At 70.1% G+C, this 20,446-nt stretch carries 23 protein-coding genes and 1 riboswitch; of the genes, 8 read left to right on the forward strand and 15 right to left on the reverse strand.

Going from position 1 to position 20,446, the window contains the following annotated elements; all coding sequences use genetic code 11:
• Positions 1-39: 39 nt before the first annotated feature.
• The 4 genes from QMK34_RS32540 to QMK34_RS32555 are packed head-to-tail and all read right to left on the reverse strand — an operon-like array spanning position 40 to position 3,037.
• Complete coding sequence (locus QMK34_RS32540; protein WP_326418501.1) at positions 40-825, reverse strand: ESX secretion-associated protein EspG; 786 nt, start codon at positions 823-825, stop codon at positions 40-42.
• A 7-nt stretch (positions 826-832) separates the two neighbouring features.
• Entirely contained in the window at positions 833-2,026 is a 1,194-nt protein-coding gene (locus tag QMK34_RS32545) for a hypothetical protein (protein ID WP_326418480.1), read from the reverse strand.
• A 1-nt stretch (position 2,027) separates the two neighbouring features.
• Positions 2,028-2,651, reverse strand: a complete 624-nt coding sequence (locus QMK34_RS32550; RefSeq protein WP_326418481.1) for a DUF3558 domain-containing protein — start codon at positions 2,649-2,651, stop codon at positions 2,028-2,030.
• Positions 2,648-3,037: a hypothetical protein gene (locus QMK34_RS32555; RefSeq protein WP_326418482.1), complete on the reverse strand. Its 390-nt coding sequence runs from the start codon at positions 3,035-3,037 to the stop codon at positions 2,648-2,650. Before QMK34_RS32555 ends, QMK34_RS32550 begins: the two co-directional genes overlap by 4 nt.
• A 163-nt stretch (positions 3,038-3,200) precedes the next feature.
• Here QMK34_RS32555 and QMK34_RS32560 point away from each other — a divergent pair, with 163 nt between their 5' ends.
• The 5 genes from QMK34_RS32560 to QMK34_RS32580 all read left to right on the forward strand — a co-directional run bounded on the left by QMK34_RS32560 (position 3,201) and on the right by QMK34_RS32580 (position 7,942).
• Positions 3,201-3,800 carry a TetR/AcrR family transcriptional regulator gene (locus QMK34_RS32560; RefSeq protein ID WP_326418483.1) on the forward strand — a complete coding sequence of 200 codons (600 nt, stop codon included), beginning with the start codon at positions 3,201-3,203 and terminating at the stop codon, positions 3,798-3,800.
• Between the two features lie 39 nt (positions 3,801-3,839).
• On the forward strand, positions 3,840-4,406 hold the full coding sequence (locus QMK34_RS32565) for a TIGR03086 family metal-binding protein (protein ID WP_326418484.1): 567 nt from the start codon (positions 3,840-3,842) through the stop codon (positions 4,404-4,406).
• Positions 4,407-4,624: 218 nt separating this feature from the next.
• Complete coding sequence (locus QMK34_RS32570; protein ID WP_326418485.1) at positions 4,625-5,983, forward strand: hemolysin family protein; 1,359 nt, start codon at positions 4,625-4,627, stop codon at positions 5,981-5,983.
• On the forward strand, positions 5,980-7,023 hold the full coding sequence (locus tag QMK34_RS32575; protein ID WP_326418486.1) for a hemolysin family protein: 1,044 nt from the start codon (positions 5,980-5,982) through the stop codon (positions 7,021-7,023). The genes QMK34_RS32570 and QMK34_RS32575 overlap by 4 nt, the downstream gene beginning before the upstream one ends.
• A 232-nt stretch (positions 7,024-7,255) precedes the next feature.
• Positions 7,256-7,942 carry a hypothetical protein gene (locus QMK34_RS32580; protein ID WP_326418487.1) on the forward strand — a complete coding sequence of 229 codons (687 nt, stop codon included), beginning with the start codon at positions 7,256-7,258 and terminating at the stop codon, positions 7,940-7,942.
• Positions 7,943-7,963: 21 nt separating this feature from the next.
• Here QMK34_RS32580 and QMK34_RS32585 read toward each other — a convergent pair whose 3' ends face one another.
• Together QMK34_RS32585 and QMK34_RS32590 are read right to left on the reverse strand one after the other, a co-directional pair.
• Positions 7,964-8,794: an aldo/keto reductase gene (locus QMK34_RS32585; RefSeq protein WP_326418488.1), complete on the reverse strand. Its 831-nt coding sequence runs from the start codon at positions 8,792-8,794 to the stop codon at positions 7,964-7,966.
• 53 nt (positions 8,795-8,847) lie between these two features.
• Positions 8,848-9,666 carry a helix-turn-helix domain-containing protein gene (locus QMK34_RS32590; RefSeq protein WP_326418502.1) on the reverse strand — a complete coding sequence of 273 codons (819 nt, stop codon included), beginning with the start codon at positions 9,664-9,666 and terminating at the stop codon, positions 8,848-8,850.
• 134 nt (positions 9,667-9,800) lie between these two features.
• Here QMK34_RS32590 and QMK34_RS32595 point away from each other — a divergent pair, with 134 nt between their 5' ends.
• The gene (locus QMK34_RS32595; protein ID WP_326418489.1) at positions 9,801-10,163 is read left to right on the forward strand and encodes a nuclear transport factor 2 family protein; all 363 of its coding nucleotides are present in this window, start codon (positions 9,801-9,803) and stop codon (positions 10,161-10,163) included.
• Positions 10,164-10,185: 22 nt separating this feature from the next.
• Complete coding sequence (locus QMK34_RS32600) at positions 10,186-10,785, forward strand: nitroreductase family protein (RefSeq protein ID WP_326418490.1); 600 nt, start codon at positions 10,186-10,188, stop codon at positions 10,783-10,785.
• Between the two features lie 59 nt (positions 10,786-10,844).
• On the opposite strand, the gene QMK34_RS32605 is transcribed toward QMK34_RS32600, so the two are convergent.
• From QMK34_RS32605 to QMK34_RS32615, 3 genes are all read right to left on the reverse strand, one after another.
• A complete protein-coding gene (locus QMK34_RS32605) occupies positions 10,845-11,774 on the reverse strand; it encodes an aminoglycoside phosphotransferase family protein (RefSeq protein ID WP_326418491.1) in 930 nt (309 codons plus the stop codon).
• Positions 11,775-11,857: 83 nt separating this feature from the next.
• On the reverse strand, positions 11,858-14,743 hold the full coding sequence (gcvP, locus tag QMK34_RS32610; protein ID WP_326418492.1) for an aminomethyl-transferring glycine dehydrogenase: 2,886 nt from the start codon (positions 14,741-14,743) through the stop codon (positions 11,858-11,860).
• A gap of 172 nt (positions 14,744-14,915) precedes the next feature.
• A riboswitch (glycine riboswitch) is annotated at positions 14,916-15,015 on the reverse strand.
• 46 nt (positions 15,016-15,061) lie between these two features.
• Entirely contained in the window at positions 15,062-15,643 is a 582-nt protein-coding gene (locus QMK34_RS32615) for a MerR family transcriptional regulator (protein ID WP_326418493.1), read from the reverse strand.
• Between the two features lie 270 nt (positions 15,644-15,913).
• On the opposite strand from QMK34_RS32615, the gene QMK34_RS32620 reads away from it, so the two are divergent.
• Positions 15,914-16,555 (forward strand): TetR/AcrR family transcriptional regulator, encoded by a 642-nt coding sequence (locus tag QMK34_RS32620; RefSeq protein ID WP_326418494.1) that lies wholly within the window; start codon positions 15,914-15,916, stop codon positions 16,553-16,555.
• Positions 16,556-16,604: 49 nt separating this feature from the next.
• Here QMK34_RS32620 and QMK34_RS32625 read toward each other — a convergent pair whose 3' ends face one another.
• From QMK34_RS32625 to QMK34_RS32650, 6 genes are all read right to left on the reverse strand, one after another.
• A complete protein-coding gene (locus QMK34_RS32625; RefSeq protein WP_326418495.1) occupies positions 16,605-17,078 on the reverse strand; it encodes a bifunctional nuclease family protein in 474 nt (157 codons plus the stop codon).
• Between the two features lie 216 nt (positions 17,079-17,294).
• The gene (gene ftsR / locus QMK34_RS32630; protein ID WP_326418496.1) at positions 17,295-18,041 is read right to left on the reverse strand and encodes a transcriptional regulator FtsR; all 747 of its coding nucleotides are present in this window, start codon (positions 18,039-18,041) and stop codon (positions 17,295-17,297) included.
• Positions 18,042-18,049: 8 nt separating this feature from the next.
• Positions 18,050-18,505: a glycogen accumulation regulator GarA gene (gene garA, locus QMK34_RS32635; RefSeq protein ID WP_326418497.1), complete on the reverse strand. Its 456-nt coding sequence runs from the start codon at positions 18,503-18,505 to the stop codon at positions 18,050-18,052.
• A gap of 144 nt (positions 18,506-18,649) precedes the next feature.
• A complete protein-coding gene (gene gcvH, locus QMK34_RS32640) occupies positions 18,650-19,033 on the reverse strand; it encodes a glycine cleavage system protein GcvH (protein ID WP_326418498.1) in 384 nt (127 codons plus the stop codon).
• Positions 19,034-19,398: 365 nt separating this feature from the next.
• The gene (locus QMK34_RS32645) at positions 19,399-19,956 is read right to left on the reverse strand and encodes a CDP-alcohol phosphatidyltransferase family protein (protein ID WP_326418503.1); all 558 of its coding nucleotides are present in this window, start codon (positions 19,954-19,956) and stop codon (positions 19,399-19,401) included.
• Positions 19,957-20,044: 88 nt separating this feature from the next.
• The gene (locus QMK34_RS32650; protein ID WP_326418499.1) at positions 20,045-20,272 is read right to left on the reverse strand and encodes a hypothetical protein; all 228 of its coding nucleotides are present in this window, start codon (positions 20,270-20,272) and stop codon (positions 20,045-20,047) included.
• Positions 20,273-20,446: the final 174 nt, after the last annotated feature.

Raw genomic sequence — 20,446 nt, forward strand, 5'->3', positions numbered from 1 at the left:
GCGTAAAACGCCGTGAAGGTGGCCTTCAGGGGCTTTCCGTCAGAGGTCGGTGGTGGCCAGCTCGCGCAGGGTCTTGGCCAGCGCCGCCGGGGTCGCGGGGGCGAGGTGGATGGCCTCGTCGGGCCCGGTTCCGGTGGTGTAACTCAGGTAGCGGCCCCAGTCGGTGTCCGCGAAATGCAGCGGCTGCCGGAGGAACGTGTGCCTGCCAACGTCGTCGCGGCGGCCCGCGTAAAGCTCGCCGCTGCCTTCGACGGGCCGCTGGACCAGGCTGACGACGTCGGCGAGCGCGGGATCGAGCGGGTACGCGTCGTCACCGAGCTCAGCGGTGCGGGCAAGGTCGGAGACCAGGACCGTGCGCGGGTTGCCGCCGCCGGCCCGCAGCGGCGGCAGCTGGCCGATCAGCTCCTCGACCAGCCGCTGCCGGTCGATCGCCTGGATGCCGACCAAGTTTCCGACCAAGTTTCCGACCGAGTTCCCGCCCAAGTTCCCGCCCGACACCGCCAGCACCGCCTGCAGGCCGCGTGCGGCGGCGAGGATTCCGTAAGTGCGGCCGCCGGTGCGCACCCAGCCGTAGTACTCCACCGAGGGCTTCGACAGCAGCGGCAGCCAGTCGAGGAAGTCGACCGTGGTCCGGCCACGCTCGTCGACCAGCCCGGCCACGGACAGCGCCTCGTCGACGCGCTTGTCCGCCTCGGCCTTGTCCTGTGCGGACAGCCACAACGGCTCCGGTCGCAGCGTCACGTGCAGCTGGCCGACCTGTTCCCGCTCGGCCAGCGCGACCAGCGCCTCCACGGGCACGTCGACCCGGCCTGTCACCACGTTCAGCCTTTCCCTACTCGCCGATGACCGGCGGACTGGTCCGCTGATCGGTGCCGAACACCGCGTCGGGATCGGGCTCGATCAGGAAGTCCGGCCGCTGGTGCTCGGCGTCCTCTTCGCCCTCGGCGGTCCGCCCGGCCGCGCCCAGCGGACCCGGCTGCCCGCCACGAGCACGGGCCACAACGCCGTCCCGAGCAGCTGCTGCCCCGCTGAGACCGGATCCCTTGGCGGTATCCTGGCCACGCGCGCTTTCGCCGGTCACGCGGCTTTCGCCGTCGAGAGGCCTGCCACCGGCACTCGTCCCGCGCCCGCCCGTGGCGGCGGTGCCGAAGCCGGGGCCGTCCTGGTCGGCCTGGCCGCGTCCCGGTGTCGGCAGGACGTCCGTCGGCGGCGGGGTGGGACCGACGCCCAGCTTGCCGCCGACCGGCAGGGTGCGGTCGGCGCGAGGCCCGGATCGGACCGGCGGTGTCACCACGCCGGTCGGCTTCGTGTGCCCGCCGGTCTCGTCACCGGAAGACCCACCGGACGAGCCGTCGCTGGTCAGGCCCTGTCCCGGCTGGACGTACCCGCTGGACGACGTCTGCTCGCCGGACCCGCCGCCGCCCTTCGACGGCACGGTCGTGACAGGCGGGCCGCCGACCGCCCCGGGAGCCGAAGGCGTCTTGAGCGCGATCGGGGCGCCGTCGGACTTCAGCACCCCGAAGTCGGCCGGGAGCACGGACCGGGTGCCATCGGTGGAGTTGCTGTACTGGTCCATCACCCGGACATTGGTGTCGTTCGCGGCGTTGTACTTGGTGACGCTGTCCTGGTACGAGCTGAGGTCGCCGGCCGCCATGAACGGCCCCGCCAGCGGGATCGCGGCCTTCAGCCCGGTGGTCCACGGGCTGGGCGACTCCGGCTTCGGCGGCACCGGCACGACAGCGTGCCCGGAGCTGTCGAAACTCGACGCCTGCAGGTCCACCGAGGCCTTGGTCATGTCCAGCGGGGTCGCGGTCTGCGCGAAAGCCTGCTCGAGCGGGCCCGCGCCGGCGTTGGCCGCGTCCGCCCCGCTGCCCGTCCAGGCCTGCTTCATCCGGTCTTGCAACGCCTTGATGCTCTGCGCGCGCTCGAGGTAGGACGAGGACAGGTCGCTGACGCCGTCCGCGGCGTCGCGCAGTCCCCGGGTGTCGCCCTCGGTGAAGTTCTCGAAGATCTGCTTGCCGTCCATCTCAAGCCCCCTTGAGCGTCTTGAGCACGGCGGCCGCGACCTGCCCGGCGGCGGCGCACGAGTCCTGCTGCCCCTGAAAACCGGACGTCCCGGCGGAGAACACCAGGTCGTCGGCGATCCCGACGACGAGGGTGCAGTCGCCCTTCGGCCGCCGGTCGCTCAGGTCCGAATACACCGCCGGATACCCGTCGACCGCCGGGGCGGGCTCCAGGAAGCCGAGCTGGCCGGAGCCCTTCGCCGTGTACTGGCCGGTGAGCCCGCCTATCCCGGCCGCCTGGTTCCCGGTCTCGAGAACGAGGAGCACGCTCAGCCCGTCGGCGCCGATCCACGCGCACCCCGGACCCGCCTTCTCCGAAGCCGACTGCCCGACCCGCGGTTCACCCGGTGCGGTGAACCGGAGCGCGGCCATGGCCGCCGGGGGCACGGTCTCGCACGGATCGGACTGGTAGGCCGACACGGTCAGCGGGCGGGCCACCCTGGGCACGTCCGGGTTCCGGGACGAGGTGGACGCCGGTGGGCTCGGAGCCGGCGTCGCGGTGCCGGAGTTCGTGCCCGAACACGCGACGAGCCCGAGCGCGGCAGCCGCCGTCAGTGAGCCGCGCAGCAGTGCGCCCGGCACGGTCACGTCGCCTGGGTGAAGGACTCGGCGCCGGCCTGGTCGGTCTTCGCCGTCGCGGTCTTCGCCTCGCGCAGCTTCCGGATGTACCCGGTCACGTAAGCCTTCATGGAGTCGTTCTGGTCCTGCAAGGACTGCAGGGAGCTGGCGCCCGAGGTGACGTAACCGCTGCTGACGACGTCCTTGCCCGGCGACTTGAGCAGGCGGACGATCCCGCTGATCTTCAGGCCGTCCTCGGTGATCAGCTTGAGCTGGTCCTCCCACAGCCCGATCACCGAATCGAGCTCATGGGCGTCCATCTCGAAGCGGCCGCCGCCCCCGGTGGCGCCGCCGAACACCGGGGGCTGCTCACCCCAGACCGTGTGCGCGGCCTGTTCCGCTTCGCCGATGAACACGCCCGCACCTTCCCCTCAGCTCCCGCACAACGCGCTGCGCAAAGAGTAGCCAAGGCCACCACTGCGTGTCAGCAGAACCGCCGGTCCCGTGCCGTTGACCCACCCGGTCACAGTACGTACGTACGGATTGCATTACCCCGGTGGTCGGTGTCAGGATCTCAGGATGCCACGGGTCAGCCAGGATCACCTCGACGCACGCCGGCGCCAGATCCTCGACGGCTCGCGGGTGTGCTTCGCCCGTTATGGCTACGAAGGTGCCACTGTACGCCGTCTCGAGGAAGCGACCGGACTGTCGCGCGGCGCGATCTTCCACCACTTCCGCGACAAGGAGTCGCTGTTCCTGGCGCTGGCCGAGGACGACGCCGTGCGGATGGCCGACGTCGTCGCCGAACAGGGCCTCGTCCAGGTCATGCGCGATCTGCTGGTCAACCGCAGCGAGCACCCCGCCGACTGGCTGGGCACCCGGCTGGAGGTCTCGCGGCGGCTGCGCACCGACCCCGAGTTCCGGGCCCGCTGGGCGGAACGGTCCGAGCAGCTGACCGTCGCGACCCGGCAGCGGCTGCTGCGCCAGCGTGAGGCCGGGAAGCTGCGCGACGACGTCGACGTCCACGTCCTCACCGCGTTCCTCGAACTCGTGCTGGAGGGACTCGTGTCACATCTGGCGATGGGCCTGCCCGGCGACGACCTCGGCCCGGTGCTCGATCTCGTCGAGGAGACCGTCCGGCGCCACCGGGTCGGCAGTGGGACGACTCACCCCGCCTGAAACCGTGCGGCCCGCGCCGCACCGTGCTGAACTGTGCGCGTGGAACTTCTCGACGCCCACGGCGAAGCCCTGCAGCTGTTCGACCGGGCGGTGCGCGCGGTCGGCCCCGAGGACTGGGAGCGCGCCACGCCGTGCTCCGAATGGACCGTCCGCGCCCTCGTCGATCACCTGGTCACCGAGCAACTCTGGGCGCCGCCCCTGCTCGGCGGGTCGACACTGGACGAGGTCGGCGGCCGGTTCGACGGCGACGTGCTCGGACCCGACCCCCTCGACGCCTGGACCTCCGCCTCCGGCGCCGCCAGGGCCGCGTGGCTGCGGCCCGGCGCGCTGCGCGCGACGGTGCACGTGTCCACCGGCCTGATCCCGGCGGAGGACTACGGCTGGCAGATGACGGCCGACCTCGCGGTGCACGGCTGGGACCTGGCCAGGGCGGGCGGCGCCGCCAACCCGATCGGCCCGGCGCTCGCCGACCGGCTGATCACCGAGCTCAGGCCGCAGATCGACGCCTGGCAGGGCATCGGTTTCTTCGCCCCGCCGGTCGCGGTCCCCCGGTACGCGGACGCGCCCACGCGCCTGGTCGCGCTGCTCGGCCGGACGCCCCGGTGAGTCCGGCGACACAGGGAGTGGCCGCGATCGGCGGCGAGGACACGTTAAGATTGCGGCAAAACCCCTGTACAACCGCTTTCCTTCTGAGGAGTGACTCCTTTCGTGCGCGACGCGCAGTCACCTGGTGACAGTATCGAGCCGGGTGACAGCCCCGGCTCCCCCTTGGCCGCTCTCCGCGGCCCGGTCGACATCCCCCGTGCCTTCGAGGCCGGTGCCCGATGATCGACATCCTGTTCGCCGTCTTCGGCGTCCTGCTCTTCCTCCTGCTGACCATCGGCACCGGCCTGGCCGTGGCGGCGGAGTTCTCCCTGACCGCGCTGGAACGCAGCACGATCGACGCGAATGTGCGCCAGGTCGGCGACAAGCGCTCGCTGACCGTCCAGAAGGCCCACCGCACGCTGTCCTTCCAGCTCTCCGGCGCGCAGGTGGCCATCACCATCACCACGCTCGTCACCGGTTACCTGGCGGAGCCGCTGATCGGTAGCCTGGTCCGCCCGCTGTTCGGTCTCTTCGGCGCGTCCGAGGGCTTCGCGGCAGGCGGGTCGGTCGTGCTCGCGCTCCTGATCGCGACCTCGCTGTCGATGATCCTCGGCGAGATGATGCCGAAGAACCTGGCCATCGCCAGGCCGCTCGAGACGGCGCGCGCGGTCGCCGGGTACCACTCCCGGTTCTCGGCCCTGTTCCGCTGGCTCATCACGCTGATGAACAACAGCGCCAACTTCCTGGTCCGCAAGTTCGGCGTGGAGCCGCAGGAGGAACTGCGTTCCGCCCGCTCTCCGCAGGAACTCGGCTCGATCGTGCGGTCCAGCGCGGAGCGCGGAACGCTCGACACCTCGACCGCGGAGCTGCTCGACAAGTCCCTGCGCTTCGGCGAGCGGACCGCGGAGGAGCTGATGACCCCGCGCGTGCAGCTCGAGTCGCTGACCGTGGACGACACGATCTCCGACCTCGTCGAGATCTCCCGGCGGACCGGGTTCTCCCGGTTCCCGGTGTACACCGAGGACCTCGACGACGTGCAGGGCGCGGTGCACATCAAGCAGGCCTTCACCGTGCCCGCGGCCGAACGGGCCACGGTGCGGCTCGGCTCGGTGATGCGCCCGATCCCCACGGTGCCCGAATCACTGCCGGGCGACTCCCTGCTCAACCGCCTGCGCGACTCCCGCTTCCAGCTCGCCATCGTGGTGGACGAGTACGGCGGCACCGCCGGGCTGGTCACCCTCGAAGACGTCGTCGAGGAGATCATCGGCGACGTCCGTGACGAGCACGACGGCCAAGAGGCCCCGGCCTCACAGCAGCTCGGCGCCGACAGCTGGCTGGTGTCCGGGCAGCTGCGAGCCGACGAGATCACCGACCTCACCGGTTTCCGGATGCCCGACGGCGACTACGAGACCATCGCGGGCCTGATCCTGGAGCGGCTCGGCAAGATCCCCGCCCCCGGCGACGCGACCGACGTCGACGACTGGCGGCTCACCGTGACCACCATGGACCGGCACCGCATCGCCGAGGTCCAGGTGCGGCGCGCCGAGCCCGCGCTCGAAGCGGCGGCCGCCGAGCAGGAACCGGAGCCCGCGCGATGAACGACTGGTTCAACATCTTCCTGGTGGTCGTGCTCCTGCTGGCCAACGCCTTCTTCGTCGGCGCCGAGTTCACCCTCATCTCGTCGCGCCGGGACCGGCTCGAGGCACTGCTCGACCAGGGCAAGACCCGGGCCAAGATCGTCATCAACGCGAGCAAGCACGTCTCGCTCATGCTCGCCGGTGCTCAGCTGGGCATCACGATCTGCTCGCTGCTGCTCGGCCGCCTCGGCGAGCCGGCGATCGCGCACCGGCTGTCCGGGTTCTTCGAGCTGGTCGGCATCCCGGACGTGCTGCTGCACGCGATCTCGTTCGCGCTGGCGCTGGCGTTCATCACCGTGCTGCACGTGCTGATCGGCGAGATGGTGCCGAAGAACCTCGCGATCGCCGAACCGGAGCGCCTCGCGCTGTGGCTGGTCCCGGTGCACGTCGGCTGGGTGAAGCTCGCGAACCCGTTCATCTGGCTGCTGAATTTCGTCGCCAACTCACTGCTGCGGCTGCTCAAGGTAGAGCCGAAGGACGAGCTGGAGACGGCGTACACCTCCGACGAACTCGCCGAGCTGCTCAGCGAGTCGCGCCGGGAGGGCCTGCTGGAGCAGTCCGAGCACCAGCGGCTGAGCAAGACGCTGTCGTCGGTGCAGAAAACGGTCGCCGACGTCCTGGTGCCGACGGCGCAGCTCACCACGCTGCCCTGCAAGCCGACGCTGGGCGACGTCGAGCGCGCGGTGTACTCCACCGGCTTCTCGCGGTTCCCGGTGTGCGCCGACGACGGCGACCTGACCGGCTACATCCACGTCAAGGACGTGCTGGACCAGGTGGGCGACGACCCGGCGTCGATCGTGCCGGCCAGCAAGACCCGAGCGCTGACGGAGCTGCGTGCCGACTCGCGACTGGACGTCGCCCTGTCGGCGATGCGCAAGGAAGGCAGCCACCTGGCGCGCGCGCTCGACACCGCGGGCAACCCGGTCGGTGTGGTGGCGCTGGAGGACCTCGTCGAGGAATACGTGGGCACCGTGCGCGACGGCACCCACGTCAGGGCATGACCGGCGAAACCCCGGAAGCCGCGCTCTGAGAGAGCGGCTGACAACGCTCTGTCGACAACCGCGGGAACCGCGTTGAAAGTTAAGGCGACTGTGGGTTCAGCCGGGAAAAATCACCAGTGGAGTAATCGATTAACTGTGAGTTGCAATATTTCCGAGATGTCGTTCCCCTGTTAGAGTGGTTACGGTTTCGTTGCACACTCACCGCAAGCAAGCGCGTCGCGAAAGGACACCGATGGGGCGACACACTCTGGCCGACGAGCCGGTGCCGCATCCCCTCGACCCGCCGAAACGCTACGAAGGCCGCGGCGAGACCACTGGATCGCACCGGATCGTCGCCAAGAAGGCCCCCCGCCGCCGCATCGCCAAATGGCCGATCGCGTGCGCGGTGCTCGTCGCGCTGGTCGGGCTCGGCATCTTCGGCTGGAACTGGGCCGACGGCGTGCTGAACAACCGCGCGGAGGCGCAGGCCAGCGGCTGCGCGGACGGCAACACCGCGATCAGGGTCGTGGTCACCCCCAGCGCGCAGAAACCGCTCGAGCAGGCCGCCACGAGGTGGAATCAGGCGGTCACCGTCGTGCACGGGCACTGTATCCAGGTCAGCATCGATGCCGCGCCTTCGTCACAGGTGCTGGACGCGCTGGTCGGCCGGACGAACATCGCCGCGATCGGCGGGCAGCCCGCCGCCTGGCTGCCGGAATCGTCCTACTGGGTCAGCGAGCTCACCTCGAAGAAGCCCGAGATCGTCGGGGCGGCCCCGCAGTCCGTGGCGTCGGCCCGCTCCGCGGACTACCCGTTCATCGGCCTGGCTGGCACCGGCGCCGACGACGACATCCAGCAGCGGGCCTCGCAGGCGTTCCGCGAGTACCTCGAGCAGCCCACCCAGCAGACCGACTTCGCGAACGCCGGGATCAAGTCCTGACCCCGGTGCCGCCCGGCTGACTCAGTCGGGGTCGAAGGTGTCCGGATCCGGTCCGGTCCTGGTGCCGTCGTCGAGCTCGCCCAGCGCGGTCATGTCGTCTTCGGCCAGTTCGAAGTCGAACACCTCCAGGTTCTCCCGGATCCTCGACGGCGTCACCGACTTCGGGATCGCCACCGTGCCGAGCTGCAGGTGCCACCGGAGTACGAGCTGTGCCCCGGTCTTGCCGTACTTCGCGGCCAGCGCCTTGACGGTCCGATCCGCCAGTAACGTGCCCTGGGCCAGCGGGCTCCACGCCTCGGTGACGATCCCGTGCCCAGCGTGGACCTCGCGCAGCTCGGCCTGCGGCAGCCTGGGATGCAGCTCGATCTGGTTGACCGCCGGGACGACGTCCGTCTCGGCGAGCAGCCGCCGCAGGTGCGGCGGGTGGAAGTTCGACACGCCGATCGCGCGCACCCGGCCATCCGCGTAAAGCTTCTCCAGCGCGCGCCAGGTCTCGACGTAGTCGTCGCGCTTCGGCAGCGGCCAGTGGATCAGGAAGAGGTCGAGCCGGTCGAGGCGCAACTCGGCCAGGCTCCGGTCGAACGCGCGCAGCGCCGCGTCGTAGCCGTGGTCGGGATTCGCCAGCTTCGTGGTGACGAATACGTCGTCCCTCGGCAGGCCGGAGGTCCGGATCGCCTCGCCGACGCCCGCTTCGTTGCCGTACGAGGCAGCGGTGTCGATGCTGCGGTAGCCCGCTTCGAGCGCGGTCAGGGCGACCCTCGCGGTGTCGTCGGCGGGCACCTGCCAGACCCCGAAGCCGACCTGCGGTAGTGCGACGTCGTTGTTCAGGACGAGGGAAGGCGGAGTGTCCATGGGCGGAGGTCCTCAAGTCGAGTCGGTGCTGCGTACCGGGTTCCTGCGCCAGATCATCCCACTGCCCGCCCGTGCAGCTCGCGCAGACGGTCCGCCGTCGCCGTGTCGGCCGGGAAGAAAGATTCGATCACCAGCTCCGCGAGGGTGACGTCGAGCGGGGTGCCGAAGGTGGCGACGGTGCTGAAGAAGGTCAGCTCGACGCCGTCGTGGAGCAGCCGCAGCGGGACGATGATGTCGCCGGGGCCAGGCACCTCGACCTCGGGCACCGGCTGGTCGCACGGATAGGCCCGCAGCTCGTCGAGCAGGGCGACGAGCACGGGGTCGGCCGTCTGCGCGACCTGACGCCGCAACCTGCCGAGCAGATGCGCCCGCCACTCCCCCAGGTTGAGCACGAACGGCGCCATCCCGTCGGGGTGCAGCGTCACCCGCAGCACGTTCACCGGCGGCACGAGCAGCTCCGGCGCCACCCGATCGGTCAGCACCCCGAGGCTGGCGTTCGCGTCGAGCAGGTTCCACCCCCGGTCGACCACCGCGGCCGGGTACGGCTCGTGGCTGGTCAGCAGCTGGCGCACGGCCTGGCGGACCAGCGCGAGTTCCGGATCGTCAAGGCCGCTCTCGGTGTACGCCGGGGCGTAGCCCGCCGCGAGCAGCAGCTGGTTGCGTTCGCGCAACGGCACTTCGAGGTGTTCCCCGAGGCGCAGCACCATATCCCGGCTCGGCCGGGAGCGACCGGTCTCGACGAAACTCAGGTGCCGGGTGGAGATGTCGGCGGAGATCGCGAGATCGAGTTGGCTGATCCGGCGGCGGTCGCGCCACTCCCGCAGGAGTTCGCCCACCGGGCGCTGCCTGGTCAGCGCGGCGTTCTGCGTCATCGTCACCCCCGCGACGCTACGGGGGTGCCGGAGCCGTGGCCATTACCTCCGACGTAATCGACGGGCCGCGCCCGCTCGGCCAAGGTTGTCCCCAGCACCGAAAGCGTTACCCCCCAAGCGAAAGAGGTTCGACCATGTCCGACGTCCAGCAGATCGCCGAACGCTACATCGCCGTCTGGAACGAGACCGGCGCGACGGCCCGCCGCTCGCTGATCGGCGAGGTGTTCACCCCGGGCGCCCGCTACACCGACCCGCTGGGCGAGGTGCGCGGGCACGACGGCATCGACCAGTTCATCGCCGGAGCGCAGGCCCAGTTCGCCGGGCTGGGTTTCAGCCTGCCCGGGGCGGTCGACGCGCACCACGACCTCGCCCGGTTCCAGTGGCACCTCGGCGCACCCGGGGCCGAGGAGCCGCTCGCGATCGGCTTCGACGTGATCGTGGTCGAGGACGGCCGGATCGCCCAGGTCCACGGCTTCCTGGACAAGCTGCCCGGCTGAGCGCGCTCGGTACGGTGGCCCCATGGAATTCTCCGAGGTGGTCCGGCGGCGCCGGATGGTGCGCCACTACACGAATCAGCCGCTCGAACCCGAGGTCGTCGAGCGGGTGCTGGCGAGCGCGCTGCGGGCCCCGTCGGCGGGTTTTTCCCAGGGCTGGGCGTTTCTCGCCCTGACCGAGCCCGCCGACAGGGCCCGCTTCTGGCCCTTCGTACCGAAGCGGGTGGAGGACACGCCGACGATGCGGGACGCGCCGCTGGTCGTCGTGCCCCTGGCTCACAAGCAGACCTACCTGGAGCGGTACGCCGAGCCGGACAAGGGCTGGGAGGACCGGGCCGAGGCCCGCTGGCCCGCGCCGTACTGGTTCGTCGACACCGGCATGGCCTCGCTGATGATGCTGCTGACCGCCGTGGACGAGGGCCTCGACGCCTGCTTCTTCGGGATCATGCCCGAGCACCTCGACCCGTTCCGCGCCGAGTTCGGCATCCCGGCGCAGTACGCACCTCTCGGCGGGATCACTGTCGGCCACCGCTCGGCCGACGTCCCACCGCAGAGCCCCCGGGTCGAGCAACGCCGCCGAGGCGTTGACGACGTCGTGCACCGCGGCCACTGGCGTCCGGCCTGACTGCCCCTGAAGGCCACCTTCACGGCGTTTTACGCCGTGAAGGTGGCCTTCAGGGGCGATCAGGAGAGTCGGTGGTCGGTGACGAGGTCGTCGAGCAGGTGGCGGGCGCGGGCCGCACGGGCGGGGTCGGCAGACGAGAGTTCGGCCGGTGCGGGCAGTACCGCGCTCAGGCCCCAGGCCCGGCCGCGTGCCCAGGTCGCGTCGTCGATCGACAAGGCCGTGCGGAAGACGCCCCTGGCCTCGGCTGGCAGGAGGGTCCACGCGGCGATCAGGTCGCACGCGGGATCGCCGACGCCCAGGGTGCCGAAGTCGATGACGGCGCTGAGCCTGCCGTCCACGGCCAGCAGGTTGGCCGGGGCCGGATCGCCGTGCACCCAGACGGGCGGTCCGTGCCACGCCGGGGCCGCCAGCGCCGTTTCGAACACGGCGGTCAGCGCGCCGGTGTCGGCCAGGCCAGCCAGCGCCGCGATCCTGGGCCGGATGCGGGCCTCCACCACCGCGGAGTCCCGCTCGTCGGCCATCGGCACGCCGCGGAAGCCGTTGCTCCACTCCGGCGGCGGGCCGTCCGCGGCGTCGATCCCTTGCAGGGCGGTCAGAAACCCGGCGAGGTCGGCCGCCGCCCCGGACGGATCGACGAGACCGGCCGGATCCGCACGCTCACCTTCGAGCCACCGGTAGACCGACCACGGAAACGGGTAGCCCTCGGCGGGCACGCCCTGGGCGAGCGGGACGGGAACCGGGAGCGGGAGGTGCGGGGCCAGCCGCGGCAGCCATCGTTGCTCCCGCTCGACCTGGCCCTCCCACCTCGCGTACCGCGGCAGGCGCACCGACATTTCCGCGCCCAGCCGGTAGGTCGCGTTGTCCACGCCTTGGGCGCCGGACCGGACGACGGGAAGCTCAGCCCACTGCGGGAACTGACCGGCGACCAGCCGCCTCACGAGCGCGGCGTCGATGGACACTTCGTTGGAAGAGGTGTCTCCAGTGGACACTCAGCAGCTCCTTGGGCGTGGACCGGACATCGTCCCGATCCCACCAAGCCGGGCAGTGGGTGTCCACCGAATTACGGCGGCGCTCAGCCCGCGAAGGCCTCCGGCGGCGGGCAGGAGCAGACGAGGTTGCGGTCACCGCTCGCACCGTCGATCCGCCGCACCGGCGGCCAGCTCTTCGCCGCGGTGAACCCGGCCGGGAACACCGCGATTTCCCTGCTGTACGGGCGATCCCAGTCGCCGGTGACACACCGGGCGGTGTGCGGGGCGTTGCGCAACGGGCTCTCGGCCAGCGGCCACTCCCCCGCCTCGACCCGGTCGATCTCGCCCCGGATGGCGATCATCGCGGCGCAGAACCGGTCCAGCTCCGCGAGGTCCTCGCTCTCGGTGGGCTCCACCATCAGTGTGCCCGCGACCGGGAACGACATGGTCGGCGCGTGCAGGCCGTAGTCGGCCAGCCGCTTCGCCACGTCGTCGACGGTGACGCCGGTGCGCTTCGTGAGCCCGCGCAGGTCCAGGATGCACTCGTGGGCGACCAGCCCGTCGTGCCCGGCGTAGAGCACCGGGAAGTGCTCGCCGAGCCGCTTAGCGATGTAGTTGGCGTTCGCCACCGCGGTCAGCGTCGCGCGGCGCAGGCCTTCGGCGCCCATCATGCGGATGTACGCCCAGGAGATCGGCAGGATCGACGCGCTGCCCCACGGCGCCGCGCTGATCGGTCCGACCCCGGTTTCCGGGCCGGCGAGCGGTTGCAGCGGGTGGTTCGGCAGGAACGGCGCCAGGTGCGCGCGCACGCCGATGGGCCCGACGCCGGGACCACCGCCCCCGTGCGGGATGCAGAAGGTCTTGTGGAGGTTGAGATGCGAGACGTCGGCGCCGAATTTCCCGTACTGCGCCAGCCCGATCAGCGCGTTCAGGTTCGCACCGTCGACGTACACCTGCCCGCCCGCGTCGTGGACCAGCCCGCACACCTCGCGCACGGTGTCCTCGTACACGCCGTGCGTCGACGGGTAGGTGATCATGATCGCGGCCAGGTCGGCCGCATGTTCGTCCACAGTGGACTTCAGGTGCCCGAGGTCGATGTTGCCGCCCTCGTCGCACCGCACGACGACCACCCGCATCCCCGCCATCACCGCGCTCGCCGCGTTCGTGCCGTGCGCGCTGGCCGGGATCAGGCAGACGTCCCTGGCGCCGTCGTCGCGGCCGCGGTGGTACGCGCGGATCGCCAGCAGCCCGGCGAACTCGCCCTGACTGCCCGCGTTCGGCTGCAGCGACACGGCGTCGTACCCGGTCAGGCGGGCGAGCCAGGTTTCCAGGTCCGCGACGATGCCGAGCAGACCGGCGGCGTCCTCAGCCGGGGCGAACGGGTGCAATCCGGCGAACTCCGGCCAGGTGATCGGCTCCATTTCGGCCGTGGCGTTGAGTTTCATCGTGCAGGAGCCGAGCGGGATCATGCTCCGGTCCAGCGCGACGTCCTTGTCCGACAACGAACGCAGGTACCGCAGCAACGCCGTCTCCGAGCGGTGCGCGTAGAAGACCGGGTGCGTCAGGTACTCACTGGTGCGCACCAGCTCCACCGGGACACCGTCGGCGGTGTCCGCGTCCAATGCGTCCACATCGGACACCGCGACGCCGAACGCCTTCCACACCAAGGAAAGATGCTCGCGCGTGGTCGTCTCGTCGCAGGCCGCGGCGACGGTGTCCTCGTCCGCGAGCCGCAGGTTGACCCCGAGCTCCCGCGCCGTCGCGACAACGGCCGCGGCCTGGCCGGGAACCACCGCGGTCACGGTGTCGAAGAATTCGCCGTGCCGGACGTCCACCCCGCCTTCGCACAGCCCGGCGGCCAGCACCGTGGCCATCCGGTGCGCGCGGTTCGCGATCGTCCGCAAACCCTCCGGGCCGTGGTACACCGCGTACATCGAGGCGATCACCGCCAGCAGGACCTGCGCGGTGCAGATGTTGCTGGTCGCCTTCTCCCGGCGGATGTGCTGCTCGCGCGTCTGCAGGGCGAGCCGGTACGCGGGAGCGCCGTCGGCGTCGACCGAGACGCCGACGAGCCGCCCCGGCAGCTGCCGCTCGAGTCCCCGCCGCACGGCCAGGTACGCCGCGTGCGGGCCGCCGAAGCCCATCGGGACGCCGAACCGCTGGGTCGAGCCGATCGCGACGTCCGCGCCCAGCTCGCCCGGCGAGCGAAGCAGCGTGAGCGCGAGCGGGTCCGCCGCCATCACCACGGCCGCGCCGAGTGCCTTGGCCTCCGCGATCACGCCTTCGTACTCGCGCACCGCCCCGGAGGCACCTGGGTAAGACAGCAACAGCCCGAAGAAGTCACCGCCGAGGCCGAGTCCGGTGAGGCCCTGGGACAGGTCGGCGAGCACGATCTCGATGCCCAGCGGCTCGGCCCTGGTGCGCAGGACCGCGATGGTCTGCGGCAGCGAGTCCTCGTCGACGACGAACCTCGCCGACTTCGACCGGCCCGCGCGGCGCACCAGCGTCATCGCCTCCGCCGCCGCTGTCGCCTCGTCGAGCATCGACGCGTTGGCGACCGGCAGGCCGGTGAGATCGGCGACCATGGTCTGGAAGTTGAGCAGCGCTTCGAGGCGGCCCTGCGAGATCTCCGGCTGGTACGGCGTGTATGCGGTGTACCAGGCCGGGCTCTCCAGCACGTTGCGGCGGATCACCGGCGGAGTGACCGTGTCGTGGTAGCCGAGGCCGATCATCTGGACCATCGGCCGGTTGCGCGCGGCCAGCGCGCGCAGTTCCGCGAGCGCCTGGGCTTCGGTGGCGGGCTCCGGCAGCTCCAGCGGGACGGCGGACTCGCGGATCGACGCGGGAACGGCCCGGTCGGCGAGCTCGTCGAGCGAAGCGACGCCGATGACCTCGAGAATGCGGGCGAGTTCGTCCTCACCGGGCCCGATGTGCCGGTCCGCGAACGGCAGGCCGTTCTCCAGCGCTGCGAGGGAAGGACGTACGGCCATCGGTGCTCTCCCGGAGGGTGGGGGTGGGCCGAGGACGGTGAGTCCTGGCCCTCCCCACTCTGTCCGTGCCCCCGAAGAGGGCGCCTGAGAGTTTCACCCGTGTGTTGAGCCGGGCTTGCACCGTCGGCGGGGCCTGCAGGCTGTGACCTGCCGACCCACTTTCCAGAGGCGTCTCATCCACGCGGTCCTGGGTGCCTGAGAGGTTCCGGGGAGGACTTGCTCCTTCGGCGCCGAGCTCATGGTCGCGGCTCGGACTCTCCCGCGTGGATTCGTCGACTGCGTTTCAGACCTTACCCTGCCGCCCGCGACGGGCGTTGATCACCCGGTGCGACGCGCGTTGCGGCGCTGGGTGAACTCGTCGGGGACGGCGGTTTCGACCACGCCACCGTCGGCGCGTTCGGCCTGGAACTCGTGGATGGTGCCGCTGATCTCCTGCATCGCACCGCTGACGGCGATGCCGAACACGCCTTGCCCGCCCTGCAGCAGGTCGACGATCTCCTCCGGCGAGGTGCACTCGTACACCGTGGTCCCGTCGGAGAACAGGGTCACCCTGGCCAGGTCACGGACGCCGCGCAGGCGCAGGTGATCGACCGCGACCCTGATGTTCTGCAGCGACACTCCGGTGTCCAGCAGGCGCTTGACCACCTTCAGGACCAGGATGTCCTTGAACGAGTACAGCCGCTGCGAACCGGAGCCGTGCGCGGTGCGGATGCTCGGCGCGACCAGCTTCGTCCTGGCCCAGTAGTCGAGCTGCCGGTAGGTGATCCCGGCGATCTGACAGGCCGCCGGGCCCCGGTAGCCGACCAGCTCGTCGGGCAGGGAGGAGTCCGGGAACAGTTCACCCTGTTCACCGTCGGCGACCTGAACAGGCTGCTTTTCAGGACTGCCAGCCTCGACCACGCTATGCCTCCCCTCGCCCGACCAGGCGGCCGGCGAAAACAAGCCCAGTGCTCCCCTGACGGGTTCAGCTGGGGATGAACCGCCACGACCGTGCCCCAGATGGCCGAATCACACCGTAGCGATTTACCGCTATTGACGGTAAACGCGTAACGGGGGCCGGTCAACGCGACGCGCGGCGAGCCTCAAGCTCATCTTGAGGCTTCCGGCCGATCCGTCGCCCCTTCGGCCGCCTTCTTGCGCCTTTTTACTCAGCTGTGTTAATTTTTACTCATGCAAGTAACTCCATCGCTCCAGGCCGAGCTCGGCCTCAGCGTCACCGAAGCCGCCCGGCGGGCGCAGATCATCGGCGCCACCATCGGGACCATCGCGGACGTCGGCTACCGCAAGACCACGTTCACCAGGATCAAGGAACGCGCCGGGTTGAGCAGCACCCGGATCATCTCCTACCACTTCACCAACAAGGCCGGGCTGATGCAGGCCGTGGTCAGCACGGTGTCCGAGCAGAAGGCCGAGTTCCTGCGGGAGCGGACGCGGGGACGGGTCGACCCCGGCGACCGGGCCGGGAACCTGCGAGCGCACATCGAGACGTCGGTGGAGTTCCTCCGGGCTTACCCCGAATGCACCAAGGTACTGGTCGAAATGGCCGCCAACGCCGAGGACGAGGACGGCTGGTACCTGACCGGGCCGATGGTCGACCAGCTCCGGGTGGGCGGCTTGTCGCGCCAGCTCAAGCAGGGTCAGGACGAGGGGGCGTTCGGGACGTTCTCCCCCGAGGTCATGGCGATGTCCGTCGCGCAGGCGATCGACGGGGTGGCGGCGCAGTACGCGGCGAACCCTCAGCTCGATCTGGAGAACTACGGCAAGGAGCTGGCGGACCTGTTCGAGCGGGCCACCGCACCCCAGAAAAAGTGAAGCGGCTGCGGGCCGGAGCCCGCAGCCGCTTCGCGGTGCTTGTGGTTGGTTATGTATCGGCGCCGCGGAAGTCTTCCGGTGAGACGGAGTCGAGGAACTCGCGAAACTTCTCGACCTCGTCCTCCTGCTCGTCGGGAATGATGAGACCGGCCTCTTCGAGCACCGCGTCCACCGCGTGGATCGGGACGCCGATCCGCAGCGCCAGGGCGACCGAGTCGCTCGGGCGGGCGGAGACCCGGATGTCACCGTCGAAGACCAGTTCGGCGAAGAACGTGCCTTCACGCAGGTCGGTGATGACGACCTGTTCGAGTTCCCGGCCCAGCGCGCCGATGACCTCTTTGAGGAGGTCGTGGGTGAGCGGGCGGGCGGGACGGACTCCCTGCTGCTCCAAGGCGATCGCGGTGGCCTCGACCGAGCCGATCCAGATCGGCAGGTACCGCTCGCCCTCGGTTTCCCGCAGCAACAAGATCGGCTGATTCGCGGGCAGTTCGACCCGCACACCGACGACGCGCATCTCGCTCATCGGGCTTCGCCTCCCTCTCGTGCACACGGGCTGCAGCGCTGTCACGACGACCCCGCATCGACACCGTCGACGCTACCCGCCATCCGAGCGCTGTGCTCGTTGTCCGGACAAACTGGTTCGCTCGCGGCAAACCCTGCTCTCACGGTACGGCATACCGCGTCGAACATTCAGACATTGACCTGTGGTGAAACAAACGAATTACCGCGCCGGTCGCATTCAGCCGCCGGTGACGCCTCGTATCCCGGCCTTGACCAGCAGCGTATGCAGCGTCACCGACAGCGCCGCGAGCTCGCGGACCACCTCGTCGGCGCGTGCTTTCGAGTCCGCGTCGCGGTGGCGATACACCGGTGTCACAATCTGCTCCAGCAGTCCGACCTCGCGATCGGCCGAGGCCCGGAATGCTCGCAAATGTCTCGGCTCGATACCGAATTCCAGCATCGCCTTCACGGTTTTCGCCACCAGGACCGCGTCCGGGTCGAAGAACCCCGCGGGCCCGGGGCGGACCAGACCGTACTGCTGCAGCTCGGCCAGCGTCTCAGTGTCGACCCCCGCCTGGGCGAGCAGCTCCTCCTGGGTCAGGCGGATCTCCCGGTCGGTCTCGAAGTCTTCCGGGACCGGGAGGCCACCGTGCTCGCCGGACGTGCCGAGCGAGACCAGTTTCCTGGGCGGTTTCGGACCGGACTCCGGCGGCTCGGCGCCGCTGTCCGCCGCGTCCAGTTGTTCCTTGATCACCTTCAGTGGCAGGTAGTGATCCCGCTGGGCGGACAGCACGAAGCGAAGCCTCTCCACGTCCGCCGCGGCGAACTGCCGGTACCCCGAGGGGGTCCGGCCCGGCTGGACCAGGCCTTCCGCCTCAAGGAACCGGATCTTGGAGATGGTCACATCGGGGAAGTCACCGCGCAGCTGCGCCAGTACGGCCCCGATGCTCAACCCATCGCGCTGTGGCCGCCCGGCCGCCGTCACTGTGTCCCCTACGCCCCTTGCCCGGCACCGGTCAGGAAGACCAGGCGGAACTTGCCGATCTGGACCTCGTCGCCACCGGCGAGCACGGCCTGGTCGACCGGCTCGCGGTTGACGTACGTGCCGTTGAGGCTGCCGACGTCGATGACGACGAACTCGCCACCCTCGCGGCGGAACTCGGCGTGCCGGCGCGAAACCGTCACGTCGTCGAGGAAAATGTCGCTGTCCGGGTGCCGTCCCGCGCTGGTCGTGTCGCGGTCGAGCAGGAAACGAGAACCCGCGTTCGGGCCACGCTTCACCACCAGCAGTGCGGAGCCGGCCGGCAGGGCGTCCACACCCTGAACCGGGGCTTCAGCCGCCGGAGGCGCCTCGTGACCTTCGACGTCGGCCAGGAAGTCGGCCCGGAAGACAGAGGTCCGCTCCGGAGACTGCTCCGGGGGAACGCCGGGCCCGTCGTTCGTGCTCACCTGAGCTCTCCTAACGCATGATGTTGCCATAACTCAAGAACGTGTAGATGCCAACGTACCGTGTCTGATCGCTTCCGGACCCCCGGGCCACCCCAACGCCGTGGGCACCGCTCCGGCCAGCGGTGATCCGGCCGGAGCGGTGGTTCAGCCCTGGATCAGTGCCTGGTAAGCCTCGGCCTCGAGCAGGCTTTCGAGCCCGGCCGGGTCGTCGAGCCTGATCTCGATCAGCCAGCCCTCGCCGTAGGGATCGCTGTTGATGAGCTCGGGCGATTCGGACACCGCGTCGTTGACCGCGACGATCTCGCCGTCCAACGGGGCGAACAACTCCGAGACGCTCTTGGTCGACTCGACCTCGCCGAACACGTCGCCGGTGCCGAGATGCCTGCCCACCTCGGGCAGGTCGACGAACACGACGTCACCGAGCTGGTCCTGCGCGTACTCGGTGATGCCCACCCGGACCAGCGCGGTGTCGCGGGTGGCGATCCACTCGTGCTCTTCGGTGTAGCGCAGTTCTTCTGGAGTGGACAACGCCGCTCCCCTTTCTGGTGCCCTCGCCAAGAATTCGGTGCGCGCAGTCTCGCATCCCCGTCCGCGCGCCGCCGCTCGTGTCTCAGCAGGCGTCCGGAAGCTGATGTCACGTCGTCCAGTTTGGCGCCTGAGTCGAGGGAAGTCCCCTTCAGTCGCCACCCCAGGCTTGCCGTGTGCCCTGATGGGAGCCTTCACGGCGTTTAACGCTGTCATGGTGGCCTTCAGGGGCACGCATGAAACGGTCGTGGAGGTATGAAACGGGCGAATGGGCCGATTTTCCGTCCTTTGTGGAGGGTAGGCGGCTTCGCAGGACAGGCGCCCGAGGCTTCAGCATGGGGCCACAGCGACAGTGTCCAGACGTCCTCTCACACCGGGCTGGTCGGCGCGGGCGATCGCAGCGCGCGCACGGTCTGCACGACGTAGAGCGCGCCGGACCAGACGTACAGCACCGCGCCCCAGGCGGTGAAGGCGTAGCCGACCGGCCGGGCGAACGCGGCGAGGTCGGAGCCGCCCTGGGTGACCAGCAGGAACGGGAAGGCGTACATCAGCACGAAGGTCGCGCCCTTGCCGATGTAGGTGACCTCCGGCGGGGAGAACCCGCCGCGGCGCAGCAGCAGCACGCACACGCCGAGCACCGCCTCGCGCAGCACTAGCGGCACCACCACCCACCAGGGGATGATGTCGCGCAGCAGGAAGGCGATCAGCGTCGCGAGGATGTAGAGCCGGTCGGCCGCGGGGTCCAGCAGCCTGCCCAGCCTGCTCATCTGGTTCAGCCAGCGGGCGAGCTTGCCGTCGAGCCAGTCGGTCAGTGCGCTGAAGATGAGCAACGCCAGCGCCCACGCGTCCGCCTTCGGGCCCAGGAGCAGCCAGAGGAAGACCGGGACGCCGGCGAGCCGGAGCAGGGAGATCAGGTTCGGCACCATGAGGAGCTGCCGCGCCAGCGACGGTTCTTCACGGACGGCACCGGGTTCGGATGGCGTGCTACTCACCCGCTCAGCCTAGTGCGCGGGGCTATGCCCTCGCCCGCCCGGCGCGTCGGTAGCTCCACCCGCGGCGCTGCAACTCGGCGCTGCTCAGCGCCTCCGGGCGGCCGCGGTCGTCGGTACCCATCCAGCGCGACCGGCCGGGTGAGCTTTCGAGGACGTAGGGGCGGCCCGTGCACCACACCACCGTGCAGGGCACGGTCGGCGGGCTCGCGGGGGACGGGGCGGGGACTGTGGTGACGGTTTCGGTGCTCATCGCTCTCACGGCTCGGGGATTCGGGAGGGACACTCGACAGCTATGTCGGCTCCCGGGCGTCCGGCGTTAACCGCGAAGGCCGGAATTCCACCGATCGATTCTCTTTGACAGCAGTATGTGTCCGCGTGTTTCCGGTAGGTTAACCGTCCTTAGTGGACCCCGCGGCCGCGCCCC

The organism is Amycolatopsis sp. H20-H5 (genome assembly GCF_035828755.1).
Taxonomy (GTDB): domain Bacteria; phylum Actinomycetota; class Actinomycetes; order Mycobacteriales; family Pseudonocardiaceae; genus Amycolatopsis.